Raw genomic sequence first — 15,136 nt, 5'->3', positions numbered from 1 at the left:
GGGACCCGCCGTGCCCCGTGAGGGCGCGGCGGGATCCCGCTGACCCGCGGGAAGGGCCACGCCGCCGACGACCCCGGGGCTGTTCACCGCGGGCCCCATGGGACATCGCTTCTCCCGGCGGGTGGCTGATCGAGTATCACGCTGGCGGACGGTGGTCTGTGGTGGCGAGGGTGCGACCGACAGCGCTGCCCGATAAGCCGAAATGTCCCATACGAGAAAGATTCGACACTTCTGTCCGTGCGAGTCGCGGAAGAACTCGAAAAAATTCCGGTCCGGATGTGCATCCCCTTGCCCCTCCCGGAAGTCCTACGGTCTGGCGGCCATGTCATGCCGTCAACCCATAGGAACATTTGGGGTACTCACTTTGAGAAACGGTATAAAAATCACATCCCGCGTGTCCGCGGTGAGCGTCACCCTGGGAGCGGTGTTGTCCGCCGGGGCGCTCACCGCGCCGGCCCACGCCGCGACGCTCGCGGTGCCCACGATCACCGCCAAGGGCGGTTTCGTGATGAACAACGGGACCGGCAAGGCCCTCTACTCCAAGGCCGCCGACACCCGTCGCTCCACCGGCTCCACCACCAAGATCATGACGGCTCGCGTCGTGCTCGCCCAGCCGAATCTGAACCTTGACGCCAAGGTGACGATCCAGAAGGCGTACAGCGACTACATCGTCTCCAAGGGCGCCTCCTCGGCGCGCCTGATCGTCGGCGACAAGGTGACCGTCCGTCAGCTGCTGTACGGATTGATGCTTCCGTCCGGCTGCGACGCGGCCTACGCCCTCGCCGACAAGTTCGGCACCGGCTCCACGCGGGCCGCACGGGTCAAGTCGTTCATCGGCAAGATGAACTCGACGGCCAAGACCCTGGGTCTGAAGAACACCCACTTCGACTCGTTCGACGGCATCGGGAACGGGGCGAACTACTCGACCCCCCGCGACCTGACCAAGCTCGCCAGCAGCGCGATGAAGTACTCCACCTTCCGTACGGTCGTGAAGACGAAGTCGACCAAGCAGAAGGTGACCACGAAGAGCGGTGGCTACCGCTACATGTCGTGGACCAACACCAACACGCTGCTCAAGAGCTACTCCGGGACCATCGGGGTCAAGACCGGCTCCGGCTCGGTCTCCAAGTACTGCCTGGTCTTCGCCGCGACGCGGAACGGCAAGACGGTCATCGGCACCGTCCTCGCATCCTCTTCGGCGACCAGCCGTGCGACGGACGCGACGAAGCTGATGAACTACGGGTTCAAGAAGTAGGCCAGCGCACGCACCATGTGAAGGGTGTGCTCACGACCGCGCGGTCGTGAGCACACCCTTCGTCGTGTGGCCGTGACTCGGGACCCCGTCGGGGCCACCCTCGAGGCGCGCCCGTCACCGTGACGCTGGGCGAACGGGCCGGCGGCCTCCAGTCCGAGGCTCTCCGCGGCGGCGTACCCCTCCAGACCGGCTCGGCCCCGGCCGGGGCGAAGCGCACCGCCGCGCCGTCCGGGGACGCCTGGCAGGCCGCCCCCGACCTCCCGGAGACCGTGCGGCCGCGGAGCCGGCACGGGTCCGGGGTGTGCCGGCCGGTGGCGCGCACGGACGTCTGACCCGGTCCCCGGGGAACCGCCGGCACGCGCAGGCGAACGACGCCTGATCACCGAGGCGGCCGCGATCCTGGCCGCGGTCGACCTCCGGGTCCGGGAGCGGAAGCGCGATCCGCGGACTCGACCGTAAGCCGTCACTCGATCGGTGGCTCCGGAGGCGGCTCACCCGTTCGCCCCTGCCCCTCGGCGCCCCGCAAAGCCTGCGGGACGGGAATCGGCGGCGCCACAAGGCCGGCCGTCGTTCCCACGGCCAGGGCCAAGGACGACGGGTCGGCGCGCCCTCGACGAGGCGGCCCCCGCGCGGCCCGGGGTGTCCCGTGCGAACCATGGTGAGGCGAATGCCGGCCGGCATTCGCTTTCCACCTTCCCTCAGTCGGTTCGTACCGAGGGCGAAAGGGTGTACGGCCGCGTCGCTGCGGCATCGCGTCATCTGTGGCGGGCGGTTTCGTTACCACTGGTCAGGCTGGCAATGGGACAATTCGTCTTGGGGTGAGTCGCCTGCCAGGGGAACCGATGACGAGGGTTGCCGCAAGTGCCGCTCCCGGTTTTGGAGGTGTGCTGCGTGCATCCAGGCCGACCGGGCAAGAGTTTCGTTTTCCTGCTCCTCAGCGTTGTGCTGGTCTCGGGGGTGCGGTTGGCGCTGGCCGCTGCGGACGTTCACGTCATGGGCATGGCGGAGTACGCCGTCCTGATCCCGGTCGTGGCCAGTGCCCTGCTGTCGGTACGGCAGACCATGATCGTCGGATTGTTCAACCTGGTTGCTGCCGTCGCGCTCTACGGAGTCCTCCTCCACGGCATGGGGCGCACCAACCAGATCACGATCATCTCGGCATTGGCGTTGGCTTTGGGTATCAGCCTGGCCGTCTGCCGAATCCGTATCGCGGGCGAGAGGCGGTTCAGCCGGCTCATGATCGCCCGCGAGCGGCTTTCGCTCCTCAGCGAGGCCAGCAGCCGCGTCGGAAGTACTCTCGACGCGGCTCGAACCGCCGAGGAGCTGGCCGAGGTCGCCGTGCACCGCTTCGCGGACCACGCCACTGTTGATCTCTTCGAGAGCGTCCTGCGGGGTGACGAACCCTCCTTGCGCCCCGGTACCGGCGATCTCAGGCTGCGCCGCACCGCCGAGGCGGGCTCGTCGGCACCCCGGGAGGGCATGGGGCCGGGTGAGACCGTCGTCTACCGGGAAGGGGCGCAACCGACTCTTGGGCTCTTCACCGGCAGGCCGATCATGCTGAACATCAGGGGCGCCGCCCCCTCGCCCGCCGATGCCGGCGACGCCGGTACGAGCGGCGTGCACTCGGCGCTGGCCATTCCCCTTCGCGCCAGGGGGGTGACCCTGGGTGCGGCACTGTTCACGCGTTCCCCGGCCAGGGACCCCTTCGACGCCGACGATTTGCTCCTGGCGCAGGAGATCGGAGCGCGCGCCGCGGTGTGCGTGGACAACGCCCGCCGCTACACCCGTGAGCGCAACACCTCCCTGGCGTTGCAGCGGAGCCTCCTGCCTCCGACGACGCCGAGGCAACCGGCGGTGGAGGCGGCCACGCGCTACCTGCCCGCGGGCCTTTTCGCAGGAGTGGGCGGTGACTGGTACGACGTGATCCCGCTCTCGGGCGCACGCGTCGCCCTGGTGGTCGGTGACGTGGTCGGCCACGGGGTGCACGCCTCGGCGACGATGGGGCGGCTGCGTGCCGCCGTACGGACACTCGCCGACATCGACCTGCCCCCCGACGAACTGCTCACCCACCTCGATGACGTCATCACCCGGCACCCGGACGCCGGCGATGCCACGAGGGCGAGCCATGATGCCGGACCGGTCGCCGACGAGATCGTGGCGACCTGTCTGTACATGATCTACGACCCGGTCTCACGCTGCTGCACGGCCGCCCGGGCCGGCCACCCGCCGCCCGCCGTCATGCGTCCCGGATCGGGCGTCGAATACCTCGACATCCCCGCCGGTCCTCCCTTGGGAGTGGGTGGACTTCCCTTCGAGACGGCGGAAGTGGAACTGCCGGCCGGCACGCGGCTCGCGTTGTACACCGACGGCCTCATCGAGTCCCCCGGCCACAGCCTCGACGAAGGACTCGAGAATCTCCAGAAGGCGCTCGCCGAACCGCTTTCCTCCCTGGAGGACATGTGCGACCACGTCCTGCGCACGGTGGCCGGCGAAGCGTCCCGGGACGACGTCGCCCTCGTCGTCGCCCGCACCCGGGAGCTCGACCGCACGCACGCCGCGGCGTGGAACCTCTCCGAGGACCTCACCGAGGTCGCCCACGCCCGGGACCTCGCCTCGTCCCTACTGGAGGGCTGGGACCTGGAGGAACTGGCGTTCACCACGGAACTGGTCATCAGTGAGCTGGTCACCAATGCCATCCGTCACGGCTCGGGTCCGGTACAACTGCGGCTCATCCGTGAGGACACCCTGATCTGCGAGGTGTCCGACGCCAGCAACACCGCTCCCCACCTGCGTCGCGCCCGCATGCTCGACGAGGGCGGGCGGGGGCTGTTCATCGTGGCGCAGATCGCCGAGCGCTGGGGCACGAGGCAGCGGTATGACGGCAAGACCATCTGGGCCGAGATCGCCCTTCCCGCATTGACGCCGCAACGAGCCTGAGGCCGCTACGCGCACGAGACCCCCAGCGGTGTGGTCCAGGGGAGGTCTAGGGGCGTCTAGGGCGGGCCGAGCCGGTTGGCAGCCGCACGACCACACACCACCGCGAGGCCGTGCGTCGAGGCCACAGGGGTCTTCGTCGCGACGCGTGAGGTGCGTCGACGCGGTAGCCATCCGACCCTGGGCTTGTACCTGTCTCCAGGGACGGGGCGATTCCACACGGCCCACGCGGGGTCCGGGTCGCACGTGCTGAGGTCTCGGGAGGCGGAAGGGAGCGAGGGCCGTGGGCCGGTATGCAAGGGTCGCGGCCTCGGCGGGGTCCTAAGCTCAGCGGCGCGGCGTTCGCCGGGCCGGCCGCAGCAGGCACCGATCCGGTCTGACTGGGGCAGATGGCGGACGAGGTCGCCTCGGTGCACGACCTGGGTGTGCAGATCGCCGTGGTCGTCGGCGGGGGCAACTACTTCCGGGGAACGCTGGCCGGAAGCTGGGGACTCGGGAGGGGCGAGGCGGACGAGATCGGCATGCTCGGCACAGTGATGAACGCTCTGATGCTGCGGGGCGCCCTGACCGCGCGGGGTGAGCCCGACGTAGGAGTGATGACCGCCGTAGCCATGCAGAGCATCGCCGAACCGTTCATCCGGCTGCGGGCGGACCGGCAGCTGCGCCGCGGCCGGATCGTGCTGCTGGCCGGTGGCACCGGGCAGCCCTTTGTGACCGCCGACTACGCCGCGGTGCAGCGGGCCCTGGAACTGTCCGCCGATGCGCTGCTGGGGGCCAAGCGCGGCGTCGACGGCGTCTATGACAGCGATCCGAAGACGCATCCGGACGCGAAACGGTACGCGCACCTCACCTACCGGGAGGCGATCGAGCGGAAGGGTGAAGGGGATGGACACCGCCGCTTTCGTGCTGGCCGAGGAACAGAACCTGGTCATGCACGTCTTCGACGTCGCGGCAGCGGGCGCCATGCCGGCGATCTGCGAAGGGCGCGACATTCGGCCCCCGGATCGCCGCTGCCTGACGTCCGGCGGGGCCCGGCCGGTTTCTCTTGAAAACGGGCTCGCGAGCCCGCCGCTGCCGGGCCGTTCCGCAATGTCCGCTCAGGGGCAAGGAGGCTGACCGACCGGGGACGGCCACGCCGGCCGTGCGGACAGGCCCGATGAGCGCAAGTGTGGAGAGGGGCACATATCGCGCAAGGAGGCTGCCATGAAGCGATCGGCACCACAGCAGGCTCCCGAGATCCAAGTGGAGACCCAGGGGCAGATGCCGCCGGGAGCCGTCGAGTACGCGCAGGAGAAGGTACGGGCACTCACCGGCCGGACACGGGAACCGGTTCTGTACGCCCGCGTGAAACTGACCCACATGGCCAACCCCGCCATGGAGCAGCCGGCGATCGCCCAGGCCAACCTGGACGTCAACGGTCGTCCGGTCCGCGCGCACGTCGCGGCCACGGCGGTGAACGAGGCCGTCGACCGGTTGCAGGACCGGTTGGCCGTGCGGCTGGAGCGGCTGGAGGAGCACTGGGAGGCCCGGCGAGGCAAGACGCCGGTACCGGGCCCGCACGAGTGGCGGCACGGCAGTGAGCCGACCCACCGTCCCGACTACTTCCCGCGCCCGGCCGAGGAGCGGCAGGTCGTACGGCACAAGTCCTACTCGCTGGCCTGGGAGTCGCCCGACGAGGCGGCCTTTGAACTGGAATCGATGGACTACGATTTCCACCTTTTCGCCGACATGGGTACCGGAGAGGACAGCGTCCTGTACCGGGCGGGCCCGACGGGCTACCGTCTCGCCCAGGTGCACCCACATCCACAGCCGGCCGGTCCCGCGGCCGCGCCGCTGACCGTGAGCGAGCTTCCCGCTCCCCGGATGAGCGTGGCCGAGGCGAAACAGCGGCTGGATCTCGCTGGCTTCCCGTTCGTGTTCTTCGCCGACGCCACCACCGGGCGGGGAAACGTCCTGTATCACCGCTACGACGGCCATTACGGGTTGATCTCTCCCGTCGAATAGTGGTCCGTCGCATGGAACCGCCGTGCCCATGCGGAAGCTCGGCCGAGCAGAGACAGAGGTGTGGTCCTCGAACACTCGGAAGCGGTTCGTGGCCGCCTCCCGCGCTCAGAATCGGGCGACTGTGTGGGCGGCCGGGGCCATGTGGTCGGTGAACCAGTCGCGAGCGAGGCGGGTGACCTGCTCCAGGGTGCCGGGTTCCTCGAAGAGGTGGGTGGCGCCGGGGACGACCGCGAGCTTGTTCTCGCAGCGCAGCCGGGCCTGAGCGTCGCGGTTCAGACCGAGCACCAACTCGTCGTGGCCTCCGACGATCAGCAGCGTGGGCGCCGTCACCTCCGGCAGCCGCGGTCCCGCGAGATCGGGCCTGCCACCGCGGGAGACGACTGCGGCGATCCGGGCGCCGGGCTCGGCGGCTGCCCATAGCGCGGCGGCCGCGCCGGTGCTCGCGCCGAAGTATCCGATGGCCAGTTCCCGGGCCTCGGGCTGCTCGCGCAGCCAGCCGGTGGCGTCCGTGAGCCGACGGGCGAGCAGGTCCGTGTCGAACACGTTGGCTCGATCCATCTCCTCCGCCTCGGTGAGGAGGTCGAACAGCAGGGTGCCCAGCCCGGCCCGGTTCAGGCCGGCCGCGACGAACCGGTTGCGCGGGCTGTGGCGGCTGCTGCCGCTGCCGTGCGCGAACACCACGATCCCGAGCGCGCCCTCGGGGACCGTGAGCTGTCCCCGCAGTACCAGCGGCCCCGCGCGCACATCTGCTTCCCGGTCCTCGGGCAGGGCATGCCCCGGCGGAGCCCGGTGGGTGCTCATCGGGCGGGCGAAAGCCTCCTCCAGGCAGGCGACGACCTCGTCGTCGTCGGTCTGGGAGAAGTCGGCGTAGAACTGCCCGATGGCGTAGAAGTCCCAGGGAGTGTGCAGGCACACCAGGTCGTCGGCGTCCGCGCCCAGCCGCGCGGTCCAGTCATGCGGTGCCACGGGAACCGCGAGCACGACCCGGGCGGCCCCGCGGCCGCGGGCGATCCGGCAGGCCGCGCGCGCCGTCGACCCCGTGGCCACCCCGTCATCCACCACCAGCACCGTGCGGCCTTCGAGCCCGAGCGGCTCCCGGCCGCCTCGGTAGCGTCGGGCACGGCTCTCCAGCACCTCCCGCTCACGCGCTTCGACCTCGGCCAGCTCATCGGAGGTCACACGGGTGGTGCGGACCACCTCGTCGTTGATCACCCGGACGCCGCCTTCGCCGATGGCGCCCATGCCCAGCTCCGGCTGGAACGGCACGCCGAGTTTGCGTACCAGGCAGACGTCCAGCGGCGCCCCCAGGGCCTGGGCGACCTCAGCAGCGACCGGAACCCCTCCCCGGGGCAGCCCCAGCACCACGACGCCGGAACCTTTGAGGTGCCTCAGCCGGGCGGCCAGCTGCCGGCCGGCATCCCGACGATCCAGGAAATACATGATCCGGCCTCCTTGCCCCGGCGGAACACGGCGGAGTATGGCGAGCAGCGCGATGTGCCCTGCACCTCCATCCTCACCCCGGCGAGGAACGGTCGCGCGCCGCTGCGGGGCACGCTCCTCGGTCAGTTGATCCGTTAACAACTTTCGTTGTCGCACCGTGCCGGCGTGCTCAGGCATGCGGTGCTGCACACTGACGCACCAGGCACTTCACACCTGCGGGGTCAAGGCCGCCACTCAGAAGGGCCAGTCCACCACAGAACGCCTGGCCTGCCGGGGCAGCGGGCCGGACCGCCCGTGTCAAACAAACGGACAGCGTACACGTATCGTGTCGACGCGTTTCCAGCCCGGCTTGGGCTCCAGCGACGACCCGTACCCGTTCTCGCAGTCGCGGGTGCTCGATCGTGTCGTGGCTCCGCCTCGCGCCGCCCGACGCAGCGGCAGCTCGGCGCCGCACATGGGCCGCACGGGCTCGGTCCCGCCTTCGGCGAGTCCGGTCACCGCCTGTCCCGGTGTAGTTGTCCGAACGAAGCGTCGTGTGCCGGACGGGTTTCGATCACGCATCCTGGGCCGGGAAAGATCTCTGTCTCGTGACCGTCTTCGTAGCGCACCCGATAGGGCGGTTCGCCGTTCTGGCCGAGCACTTTCAAGACGGTGGCGTGGTGTTCGGGGGATCCCACGGCCCTGCTGGTGAACCGCAGCACGTCACCTTCGTGCGCCTTCATGGTGGCTCACCTCGCTCCCTGCCATCGTTCCCTGTCTTCGTTCAGGATGCCTCGGGGAGGTGCTTGGCGCAGAAGGGGCAGCTCGGGCACCTCCGGCTGGCCATCGGGCCCGTGGCCAGGCCGGTGCCCGACGCCCCACGGCTCATGCGGCGAGCGGCACGGTTCGTGAGGCAGGCGCATCCTGGAGTTGGAAATGCCGCGGCACGCCACCCCGAACGTGTCTTGATACGGCGGCATCCCGGGTGAGTGGTGGCACGTGGCGCCGACAGCCCACTCGGGAGTGGCCATGAAACTTTCCTTCCTGGAACCGCTCTACAAGCAGTCCGGTCCTTTCGCGTCTGTCTACCTGGACACGTCCCGCGACTCCGCCATCGAGGATCCCGACGCCGCCATACAACTGCGCTGGCGGCACCTGCGGGACGCGCTGATGTCCGAGGGAGCGGACCGGGACTCCGTCACCGCGGTGGCGGGCACCGTGGGCAGCGACGCGGACGTTCCCGGCACCCACGGTCAGGCCGTGTTCACCGCCCACGGACACGTGGCCCTGCTGGACGAGTTGCCCGCACCGCCCGCACGGGACACCGCGCACTTCGGAACGCTGCCGGACACCATGCCGCTGATCGTCCAGCACGCGCCCGGGATCCCGTACCTGGCGGTGCACGTGCATTACGGCGGCCGTCACTCGACGGACGCCACCGGCACTGTACGGATCGAGGCCGAGGCGGGCATCTGGCCGCTGACCAAGGTCACGCCGGGTCACCGGCTGGACGAGGAGATCCCGGTGGCCGACTGGCCCCGCGCTGCCGGCGAGGTGGGCCGGGAGCTGGAAGGTCACGCACGGCGCCTCGACGTCGAGACGGTGGTCGTCGCCGGAGACGTCTGGGCCCGCGGCATCCTCGTCAACCGGCTTCCCGCCTCCCTGCGCGGGCAGGTCACCACCGTGGAGGGCGCCGACGAGCCCGAGCCGGGGCGGGCATTGCTGGAGCAGCGGCTGGAAAGCCTCTTTACGGGGCGTATGGCCGCGCACGACCGAGCACTGCTGGACGCCTTTCTCACCGAGCGGGCCCGCGAGGGAGCGTTCGCGGAAGGCCTGGCGTCCGCCGTGTCGGCGCTGCAACGCGGCAGGGTGAAGGCCCTCTTCCTCAACGACCACCCCGAGTCGCCGTTCCGCCTGTGGGTCGGCCCGGAGCCCGGCCAGCTCGCCCTAGCCGAACAGGAACTGCGCTCCTACGGGGTACGGGAGATCAGCGAGGAACGGGCCGACACGGCCCTGGCCCGTGCCCTAGTCGGCACGGGGGCCGAACTGGTCGTGGTGCCCGAGCAGGAGCTGCGGTTGAGCGAGGGCGTGGGTGTACTGCTGCGCTACGCCGACCCCGCATCCCGCGAGTGAGCAGGCATGCCGGAATGCGGTTCTACGTCGGTTCCGGCCGGTGCTCAAGGGCGTACTCACAGCTGGTCGTGCCGTGGAACGGGGGTGCCGCCGCCGGCCCGAACCGCTTCCACCACAGCTTGGTGCAGGTTTCAGCTGTCCTGCTGAGAGGGACAGAACACCGGGCTTCCGGTCAGCGTGAACCACTGGGAGGTGCCGCTGTACTGGACCTTGACAACGGCCTGCCTGCCATCCCAAGTCGTGTGCACGGTTAGGTCCCCGGTCACGATTCCAGCCTCGTCGGTATGAACACGCCTGTCGTCGTCCATGATGTCATGGCGCCTTCAGCCTTCTTTCGTAAATGTGGGGTCTCTGTCTTCAGGCAGCTCCGCTTCCTGGTGCTTTGGGGCCCGCCCGGCTCAGACCGGGACGGAGCTGCCCGTTCCCATCGGTTCCCTGCGTGTCCGCAGTCCCGGTGGAGACGCCGCGGCGCTCCGGCCGGCTTCCTCTTCGACGAACCGGGTCAGGGCCCGGGCGCTTTCGAGGAACTGGGCGGGGAAGACGATGGTGGAGTTCTTCTCCGCGGCGATCTCGGCGAGGATCTGCAGATTGCGCAGTTGCAGGGCGATCGGGTGGTCGCTGATCACGTCGGCGGCCTCGGCGAGGCGGTCGGCGCTCAGGGCCTCTCCCTCCGCCGCGATGATCTTGGCGCGCTTCTCGCGCTCGGCCTCGGCCTGGCGCGCCATGGCCCGCTGCATGCCGGCCGGCAGCTCGATGTCCTTCAGTTCCACCAGCAGGACGTAGATGCCCCATTGTTGGGTGAGGCCGTCGAGGATGTCCTTGATCTGCGTGTTGAGGGTCTCGGTGTCGGTGAGGACCTGGTCGAGCAGGGAGCGTCCGACGACGTTGCGGACGGTGGTCTGGGCGATCTGGCTGACCGCGGACGACACGTCCTCGATCTCGACGATCGACTTCACCGGGTCGACGCGGCGGAAGTAGGCGACCGCGGCCACGCCGATGGAGACGTTGTCCCGGGTGATGACCTGCTGGGACGGGATCGGCATGGTGACCGTCCGCAGGGTCACCTTCCACATCCGGTCCACCAGGGGGATCATGAACCGGATGCCCGGGTCCCGGACGTTGTGCAGTTTGCCGAATCGGAATACGAACGTGTACGACGCACGCGATACGGCCATGACCTGTGGCGAGGCTCCTGAAGGTCTTGGAGCATGGAAGCTGGGAGATTCGCGACGGGGCGGTCTGGTCGGCCAACATCCGCGTCGGCTGATCTCGGTCGGCCAGGTCGGGCAGGTCGGCCGGTCGGTTCGGGAGGATCACGATGGGCGTTCGTGTTGTGGCGGGTACGGCTCACAGGGCACTGGCCGACGCCATCGCGACAGCCCTGGGCACCGTGCCGGTGGAGTGTGAGTCGGCGCGCTTCCCCGACGGAGAGGTACGGCCCGTCGTCGGGCATGTGCGCGGCGGCGACGTGTACGTGGTCCAGCCGACCGGGCCTCACGTGAGCGAGCACTTGATCGAGCTGTTCCTGCTCCTCGACGCGTGCCGCAGGGGCGGTGCGGACCGGATCACCGCAGTGGTGCCCTACTTCGGCTACGCCCGGCAGGACCGCCGTACCCGGGAGGGGCAGCCCGTGGGGGCACGGGTGGTCGCCGAGGCCTTGGCGACGGCCGGTGCGCACCGGCTGCTTGTCGTCGACCCGCACACGACCGCGCTAGAGGCGATGTGCGGGATCCCGGTGGACATGCTGACGGCGGTGCCGGTGATCGCCGAGGCACTCGCACGGGAGATCCCCGATACCGCTGTGGTGGTGTCACCGGATCTGGGAGCGGTCAAGCTGGCCGAGCACTATGCCGGACGCTTGCGGCGACCGGTCGTCGTGGTGCGCAAGACCCGCGTGTCAGGCACGAGTGTGCAAGCCGAGGAACTGGTCGGTGACGTCGTCGGACGACCCGCGGTTGTCGTGGACGACATGATCAGCACGGGCGGAACGGTCGAGGCGGCCGTGCAGGTCCTGCTCGACCGCGGGGCCGCTCCCGACATCACCGTGGCTGCAACCCACGGCCTCCTGGTGGGACCCGTGCAGGACAGACTGGGGCACCCTGCCATCCGGCGCCTGCTCATCACCGACACCCTCGCTGCCGAACAACTGCGAGGACTTTCGCTCCAGATACGGTCGGTGGCCCCATTGCTCGCCGACGCCATCAACCGCCTGCACAACAGCGAGCCCCTGGACACCCTGCTGACGCGCGCCTGAGTGTGCGCGGGGCCGGTTCGGGTCGGTTCCAGCCCGTTCTAGCCTTTGAGGACGCCCAGCGGCACCAGACGGGCGACAAGGCGGCCCAGGTCGTTGTGTTCGCTTGCCCGGACCACGGCGTCGACGTCCTTGTACGCCTCGGGCGCCTCCTCGGTCACGCTGCGCCAGGAGGCGGGGCGCACCGCGACCCCCGCACCGGCCAGTTCCTGGCGCAGCTGTCGGGAGGACATTTCGCGGTGCGCTCGGTGTCGGCTCCAGACACGGCCCGCGCCGTGGCAGCAGGAGTCGAACGCGCGGTTGCCGGTGCTGCCGGTCATGACGTAGGAGGCGGTGCCCATCGTGCCAGGCACGAACACTGGCTGGCCGAAGGGGCGGAGCGGATCTGGCAGGTCGGGGTGGCCCGGCGGCAGGGCACGGGTGGCGCCCTTGCGGTGGACGCACAGCAGCGGCCGGGCGGCTCGGTCGTCGATATGGCGTTCCAGTTTGGCGAGGTTGTGCGAGACGTCGTAGAGCAGGTCCAGGCCCGTGCCGGTGGCCTCGCGGAAGACACTGCGGGCGGCATCAGCGAGCAGCTGGCGGTTGGCGCGTGCGAAGTTCGCGGCGGCGGCCATCGCGCCCAGGTAGGCGCGGCCCTCGGGCGAGTAGACGGGTGCACAGGCGAGTTGCGGGTCGGGTACGTCGATGCCGTAACGCCGCATCACGCTGTCCATGGCCCGCACGTGGTCGGAGCAGATCTGGTGGCCCAGCCCCCGCGATCCACAGTGGATCATGACGCACACCAGGTCGGGGTGCAGGCCGAACGCCTGCGCGCAGGTCTCGTCGTAGATTGCGTCGACCGCCTGGACCTCCAGGAAGTGGTTGGCCGACCCCAGGCTGCCGACCTGCCCGGCGCCGCGCTCCAGCGCGCGTTCGCCGACCTGGGTGACGTCGGCGTTGCCGACGGCTCCGCAGTCCTCGCACCGGTCCAGGTCGCGCGGCACCCCGTGGCCCTGCTCGACCGCGTAGCGGGCGCCGCCGCGCAGGATCTCGTGCAGTTGCGTCCGGTCCGCCAGGTACCACAGACCGCCGCGACCGAGCCCGCGCGGTATCAGTGTGTCCAGCCGGTCCATCAGTACGGGCAGCTTCGGCAGCAGGGCGGCGCGGTCCACGTGCGCGGTGAGCAGCCGCACCCCGCAGGAGATGTCGAAGCCCACCCCTCCGGGCGAGATGACCCCGCCGTGGGCGATGTCGGTCGCGGCCACGCCGCCGATCGGGAAGCCGTATCCCCAGTGGATGTCGGGCATGGCGTACGAGGCACGGACGATGCCCGGGAGCGTGGCCACGTTGGCCACCTGCTGAAGAGCCTGGTCACCCGGCTCGTCCGGCAGCAACTCCCATGGGGCCAGGACGATTCCGGGTACGCGCATGGCGCCGGTCGGTTCGATACGAAACCGCCAGGGTCCTTCGGCCACCAGCCGGATGTCCATGTCGGTTCGGCCTCCTCGGCCAGCCGTGCCGGCGCCGGACGCCGGGGCAGGCATCACACGTCCAGCGTCACCCGGCAGGCCCACCCGTGCGCGTCCCGGGCCAGCCGCAGCCCGTGCAGTGCGACGGCCTTGGGCACGGCCCCGGTCTGCGTCGCCGTCGAGCTGTCGGTCATCCTGAAGCTCACGCGTACCCCTCCCGGCTCCGGTGTCACTGCGACGTCCACAGGCAGCTCGTCCGCAGCGTCCATGCGGTAGATGATTTCCTCGAGTACAGCGGCCAGGAGCCGGCCGTCGTCGTCGGCCGGCACCGCGCACTCCCGGGCAACCCAGGAGACATCCGGAGGCACGTCGGCGAAGCTGCCGAGCATGCCCCGCGCCGCTTCGGCGATGCACTCCTCGCGCGTTGGTGCCCACGCCTCGATACACAGATCACCGGTGTGCGGAACACTGCGATGACCGCGCGGCGACTGTCCGGACCCGACCTCGGTCACGACGCCTGGACACCTTGTCCCAAGCGCGGCAGAGGTCGCATCATCTCGTGCCACCTTCCTCTGGTGACTTCACGTGGTCACTCGGGTGCGGAGCGAGGGGGCAGTCGTCCGCACCCGTCGATCGTGCCCCTGTGGGAATGGTGGTTCAGCCCTCGATCTCGATGTGGTGGGGCTTGGCTGCCTGAGTCTTGGGGACGGTGATGGTGAGGACGCCGTCGGCGAGAGTGGCGTGAACGTCCTCGGCCTTCACCTCGGTGGGCAGCAGCGCCCGGTACTCGAATCGTCCGGTGCGGCGAGTGGCGCGGCGCAGGACACCTTCGCGCTCGCGTTCCTTCAGCTCCCCGGTGACGTGGAGCTCTCGTCCACTTACCTCGACGTCGATGTCCTCGCTCTTGATGCCCGGCAGTTCGCACTCGACCTTGTACGCCTCGTCGGTCTCGCTCAGGTCGGCCAGCGGTGCCCAGGCCATGGGCTCGGCCCAGGACGGTGCGGCGGACTCCAGGAACCGGTGCATCCGTTCGAAGAATTGATCGAACTCGGCGGCGATCGGCTCATTCCAGGGGTAGGCCCGCTCCGGCAGGCTGCCAGGCCTGTGTCGTACGGGCAGAGTCATGTGGCTCACCTCCGCGGATGCAAAGTCCAAAAGCCATGCGGCTCCCTCCTCTCCATCATGGGCGCTGGCTGCCCGGTCTGCGACTCGCACCGCCAGGGTGGGGAAGTGAGAGGAGAACGCGCGTCTCGGCAGCCGAAGACGAGTGCGGAGTGCCGTGCTTTCAGGACGAGATGGCAGAGGCCATGGGCTCGCACCGTCCTCGTACTTCTGAAGTCGGCTACCACTGGCCCAGGAAAACCTCCAGGGCGACGGCCGGCAGGAGCGGCGAGAGTAACAGCCGGGCACGGCGCACACCATCACGGCCTTTACCAGTTCGGGCGGCGTGGGCCCGAACCGGCTTCGTGAGAAGCTGAGATCAGCCGTCTCATGGACTGGGGCAGACACCGGGTGCACTCATCATGCTGGGCCGGTCTGACAGACTGTCCGTCTGCCGTCCGAGCCGTTCCGGTCCATGGTGCGAGGGGCCGCGTCGTTGCCGTGACCACCGGGACGCGTGTATGCCGGTGCCAACCGTGGCCAGGTGCGATGCGTGGCCGACGCCTTCTGCGTAGTCCAAGCGCCCAACTC

At 69.6% G+C, this 15,136-nt stretch carries 13 protein-coding genes; 7 read left to right on the top strand and 6 right to left on the bottom strand.

All coding sequences use genetic code 11. The features are described from left to right. Positions 1-403: 403 nt before the first annotated feature. The 5 genes from ACRWNP_RS24540 (at position 404) to ACRWNP_RS24520 (ending at position 6,193) form a co-directional block, all read left to right on the top strand. Positions 404-1,255, top strand: coding sequence for a D-alanyl-D-alanine carboxypeptidase family protein (locus ACRWNP_RS24540; RefSeq protein WP_431964854.1), 852 nt, complete (start codon positions 404-406; stop codon positions 1,253-1,255). A 119-nt stretch (positions 1,256-1,374) separates the two neighbouring features. Next, positions 1,375-1,587 (top strand): hypothetical protein, encoded by a 213-nt coding sequence (locus ACRWNP_RS24535; protein WP_431964826.1) that lies wholly within the window; start codon positions 1,375-1,377, stop codon positions 1,585-1,587. A 559-nt stretch (positions 1,588-2,146) separates the two neighbouring features. After that, complete coding sequence (locus ACRWNP_RS24530) at positions 2,147-4,192, top strand: ATP-binding SpoIIE family protein phosphatase (RefSeq protein WP_431964824.1); 2,046 nt, start codon at positions 2,147-2,149, stop codon at positions 4,190-4,192. 386 nt (positions 4,193-4,578) lie between these two features. Beyond that, positions 4,579-5,238, top strand: a complete 660-nt coding sequence (locus ACRWNP_RS24525; RefSeq protein WP_431964822.1) for a uridine monophosphate kinase — start codon at positions 4,579-4,581, stop codon at positions 5,236-5,238. Between the two features lie 154 nt (positions 5,239-5,392). After that, a complete protein-coding gene (locus ACRWNP_RS24520) occupies positions 5,393-6,193 on the top strand; it encodes a sigma 54 modulation/S30EA ribosomal C-terminal domain-containing protein (RefSeq protein WP_431964820.1) in 801 nt (266 codons plus the stop codon). A gap of 105 nt (positions 6,194-6,298) precedes the next feature. On the opposite strand, the gene ACRWNP_RS24515 is transcribed toward ACRWNP_RS24520, so the two are convergent. After that, entirely contained in the window at positions 6,299-7,633 is a 1,335-nt protein-coding gene (locus ACRWNP_RS24515) for a phosphoribosyltransferase family protein (RefSeq protein ID WP_431964818.1), read from the bottom strand. A 494-nt stretch (positions 7,634-8,127) separates the two neighbouring features. Continuing rightward, positions 8,128-8,355, bottom strand: coding sequence for a DUF1918 domain-containing protein (locus ACRWNP_RS24510; RefSeq protein ID WP_431964816.1), 228 nt, complete (start codon positions 8,353-8,355; stop codon positions 8,128-8,130). Between the two features lie 286 nt (positions 8,356-8,641). On the opposite strand from ACRWNP_RS24510, the gene ACRWNP_RS24505 reads away from it, so the two are divergent. Continuing rightward, positions 8,642-9,745: a hypothetical protein gene (locus tag ACRWNP_RS24505; RefSeq protein ID WP_431964814.1), complete on the top strand. Its 1,104-nt coding sequence runs from the start codon at positions 8,642-8,644 to the stop codon at positions 9,743-9,745. 398 nt (positions 9,746-10,143) lie between these two features. Here the strand turns inward: ACRWNP_RS24505 and ACRWNP_RS24500 are convergent, their stop codons facing one another. After that, on the bottom strand, positions 10,144-10,920 hold the full coding sequence (locus tag ACRWNP_RS24500; protein WP_431964812.1) for a slipin family protein: 777 nt from the start codon (positions 10,918-10,920) through the stop codon (positions 10,144-10,146). A gap of 143 nt (positions 10,921-11,063) precedes the next feature. Between ACRWNP_RS24500 and ACRWNP_RS24495 the strand changes: the two genes are divergently transcribed. Then, positions 11,064-11,999, top strand: coding sequence for a ribose-phosphate diphosphokinase (locus ACRWNP_RS24495; RefSeq protein WP_431964810.1), 936 nt, complete (start codon positions 11,064-11,066; stop codon positions 11,997-11,999). Positions 12,000-12,037: 38 nt separating this feature from the next. On the opposite strand, the gene ACRWNP_RS24490 is transcribed toward ACRWNP_RS24495, so the two are convergent. The 3 genes from ACRWNP_RS24490 to ACRWNP_RS24480 form a co-directional block, all read right to left on the bottom strand. Then, on the bottom strand, positions 12,038-13,465 hold the full coding sequence (locus ACRWNP_RS24490; protein WP_431964808.1) for an RtcB family protein: 1,428 nt from the start codon (positions 13,463-13,465) through the stop codon (positions 12,038-12,040). Between the two features lie 53 nt (positions 13,466-13,518). Then, on the bottom strand, positions 13,519-13,956 hold the full coding sequence (locus ACRWNP_RS24485; RefSeq protein ID WP_431964806.1) for an archease: 438 nt from the start codon (positions 13,954-13,956) through the stop codon (positions 13,519-13,521). Between the two features lie 145 nt (positions 13,957-14,101). Continuing rightward, the gene (locus ACRWNP_RS24480; RefSeq protein WP_431964804.1) at positions 14,102-14,569 is read right to left on the bottom strand and encodes an Hsp20/alpha crystallin family protein; all 468 of its coding nucleotides are present in this window, start codon (positions 14,567-14,569) and stop codon (positions 14,102-14,104) included. Positions 14,570-15,136: the final 567 nt, after the last annotated feature.

This window comes from Actinacidiphila sp. bgisy160 (assembly GCF_965342435.1).
In the GTDB taxonomy this organism is placed as follows: Bacteria; Actinomycetota; Actinomycetes; order Streptomycetales; family Streptomycetaceae; genus Actinacidiphila.
The sequence above is the reverse complement of the archived record's forward strand: the minus strand, read 5'-3'. Positions and strand labels throughout refer to the sequence as shown.

Excerpts from the sequence above, each read along its gene's own strand:
- ACRWNP_RS24525 (WP_431964822.1), top strand. The coding sequence starts at position 4,579 with ATGGCGGACGAGGTCGCCTCGGTGCACGACCTGGGTGTGCAGATCGCC.
- ACRWNP_RS24520 (WP_431964820.1), top strand. The coding sequence starts at position 5,393 with ATGAAGCGATCGGCACCACAGCAGGCTCCCGAGATCCAAGTGGAGACC.
- ACRWNP_RS24515 (WP_431964818.1), bottom strand. The coding sequence starts at position 7,633 with ATGTATTTCCTGGATCGTCGGGATGCCGGCCGGCAGCTGGCCGCCCGG.
- ACRWNP_RS24510 (WP_431964816.1), bottom strand. The coding sequence starts at position 8,355 with ATGAAGGCGCACGAAGGTGACGTGCTGCGGTTCACCAGCAGGGCCGTG.
- ACRWNP_RS24505 (WP_431964814.1), top strand. The coding sequence starts at position 8,642 with ATGAAACTTTCCTTCCTGGAACCGCTCTACAAGCAGTCCGGTCCTTTC.
- ACRWNP_RS24500 (WP_431964812.1), bottom strand. The coding sequence starts at position 10,920 with ATGGCCGTATCGCGTGCGTCGTACACGTTCGTATTCCGATTCGGCAAA.
- ACRWNP_RS24495 (WP_431964810.1), top strand. The coding sequence starts at position 11,064 with ATGGGCGTTCGTGTTGTGGCGGGTACGGCTCACAGGGCACTGGCCGAC.
- ACRWNP_RS24490 (WP_431964808.1), bottom strand. The coding sequence starts at position 13,465 with ATGGACATCCGGCTGGTGGCCGAAGGACCCTGGCGGTTTCGTATCGAA.
- ACRWNP_RS24480 (WP_431964804.1), bottom strand. The coding sequence starts at position 14,569 with ATGACTCTGCCCGTACGACACAGGCCTGGCAGCCTGCCGGAGCGGGCC.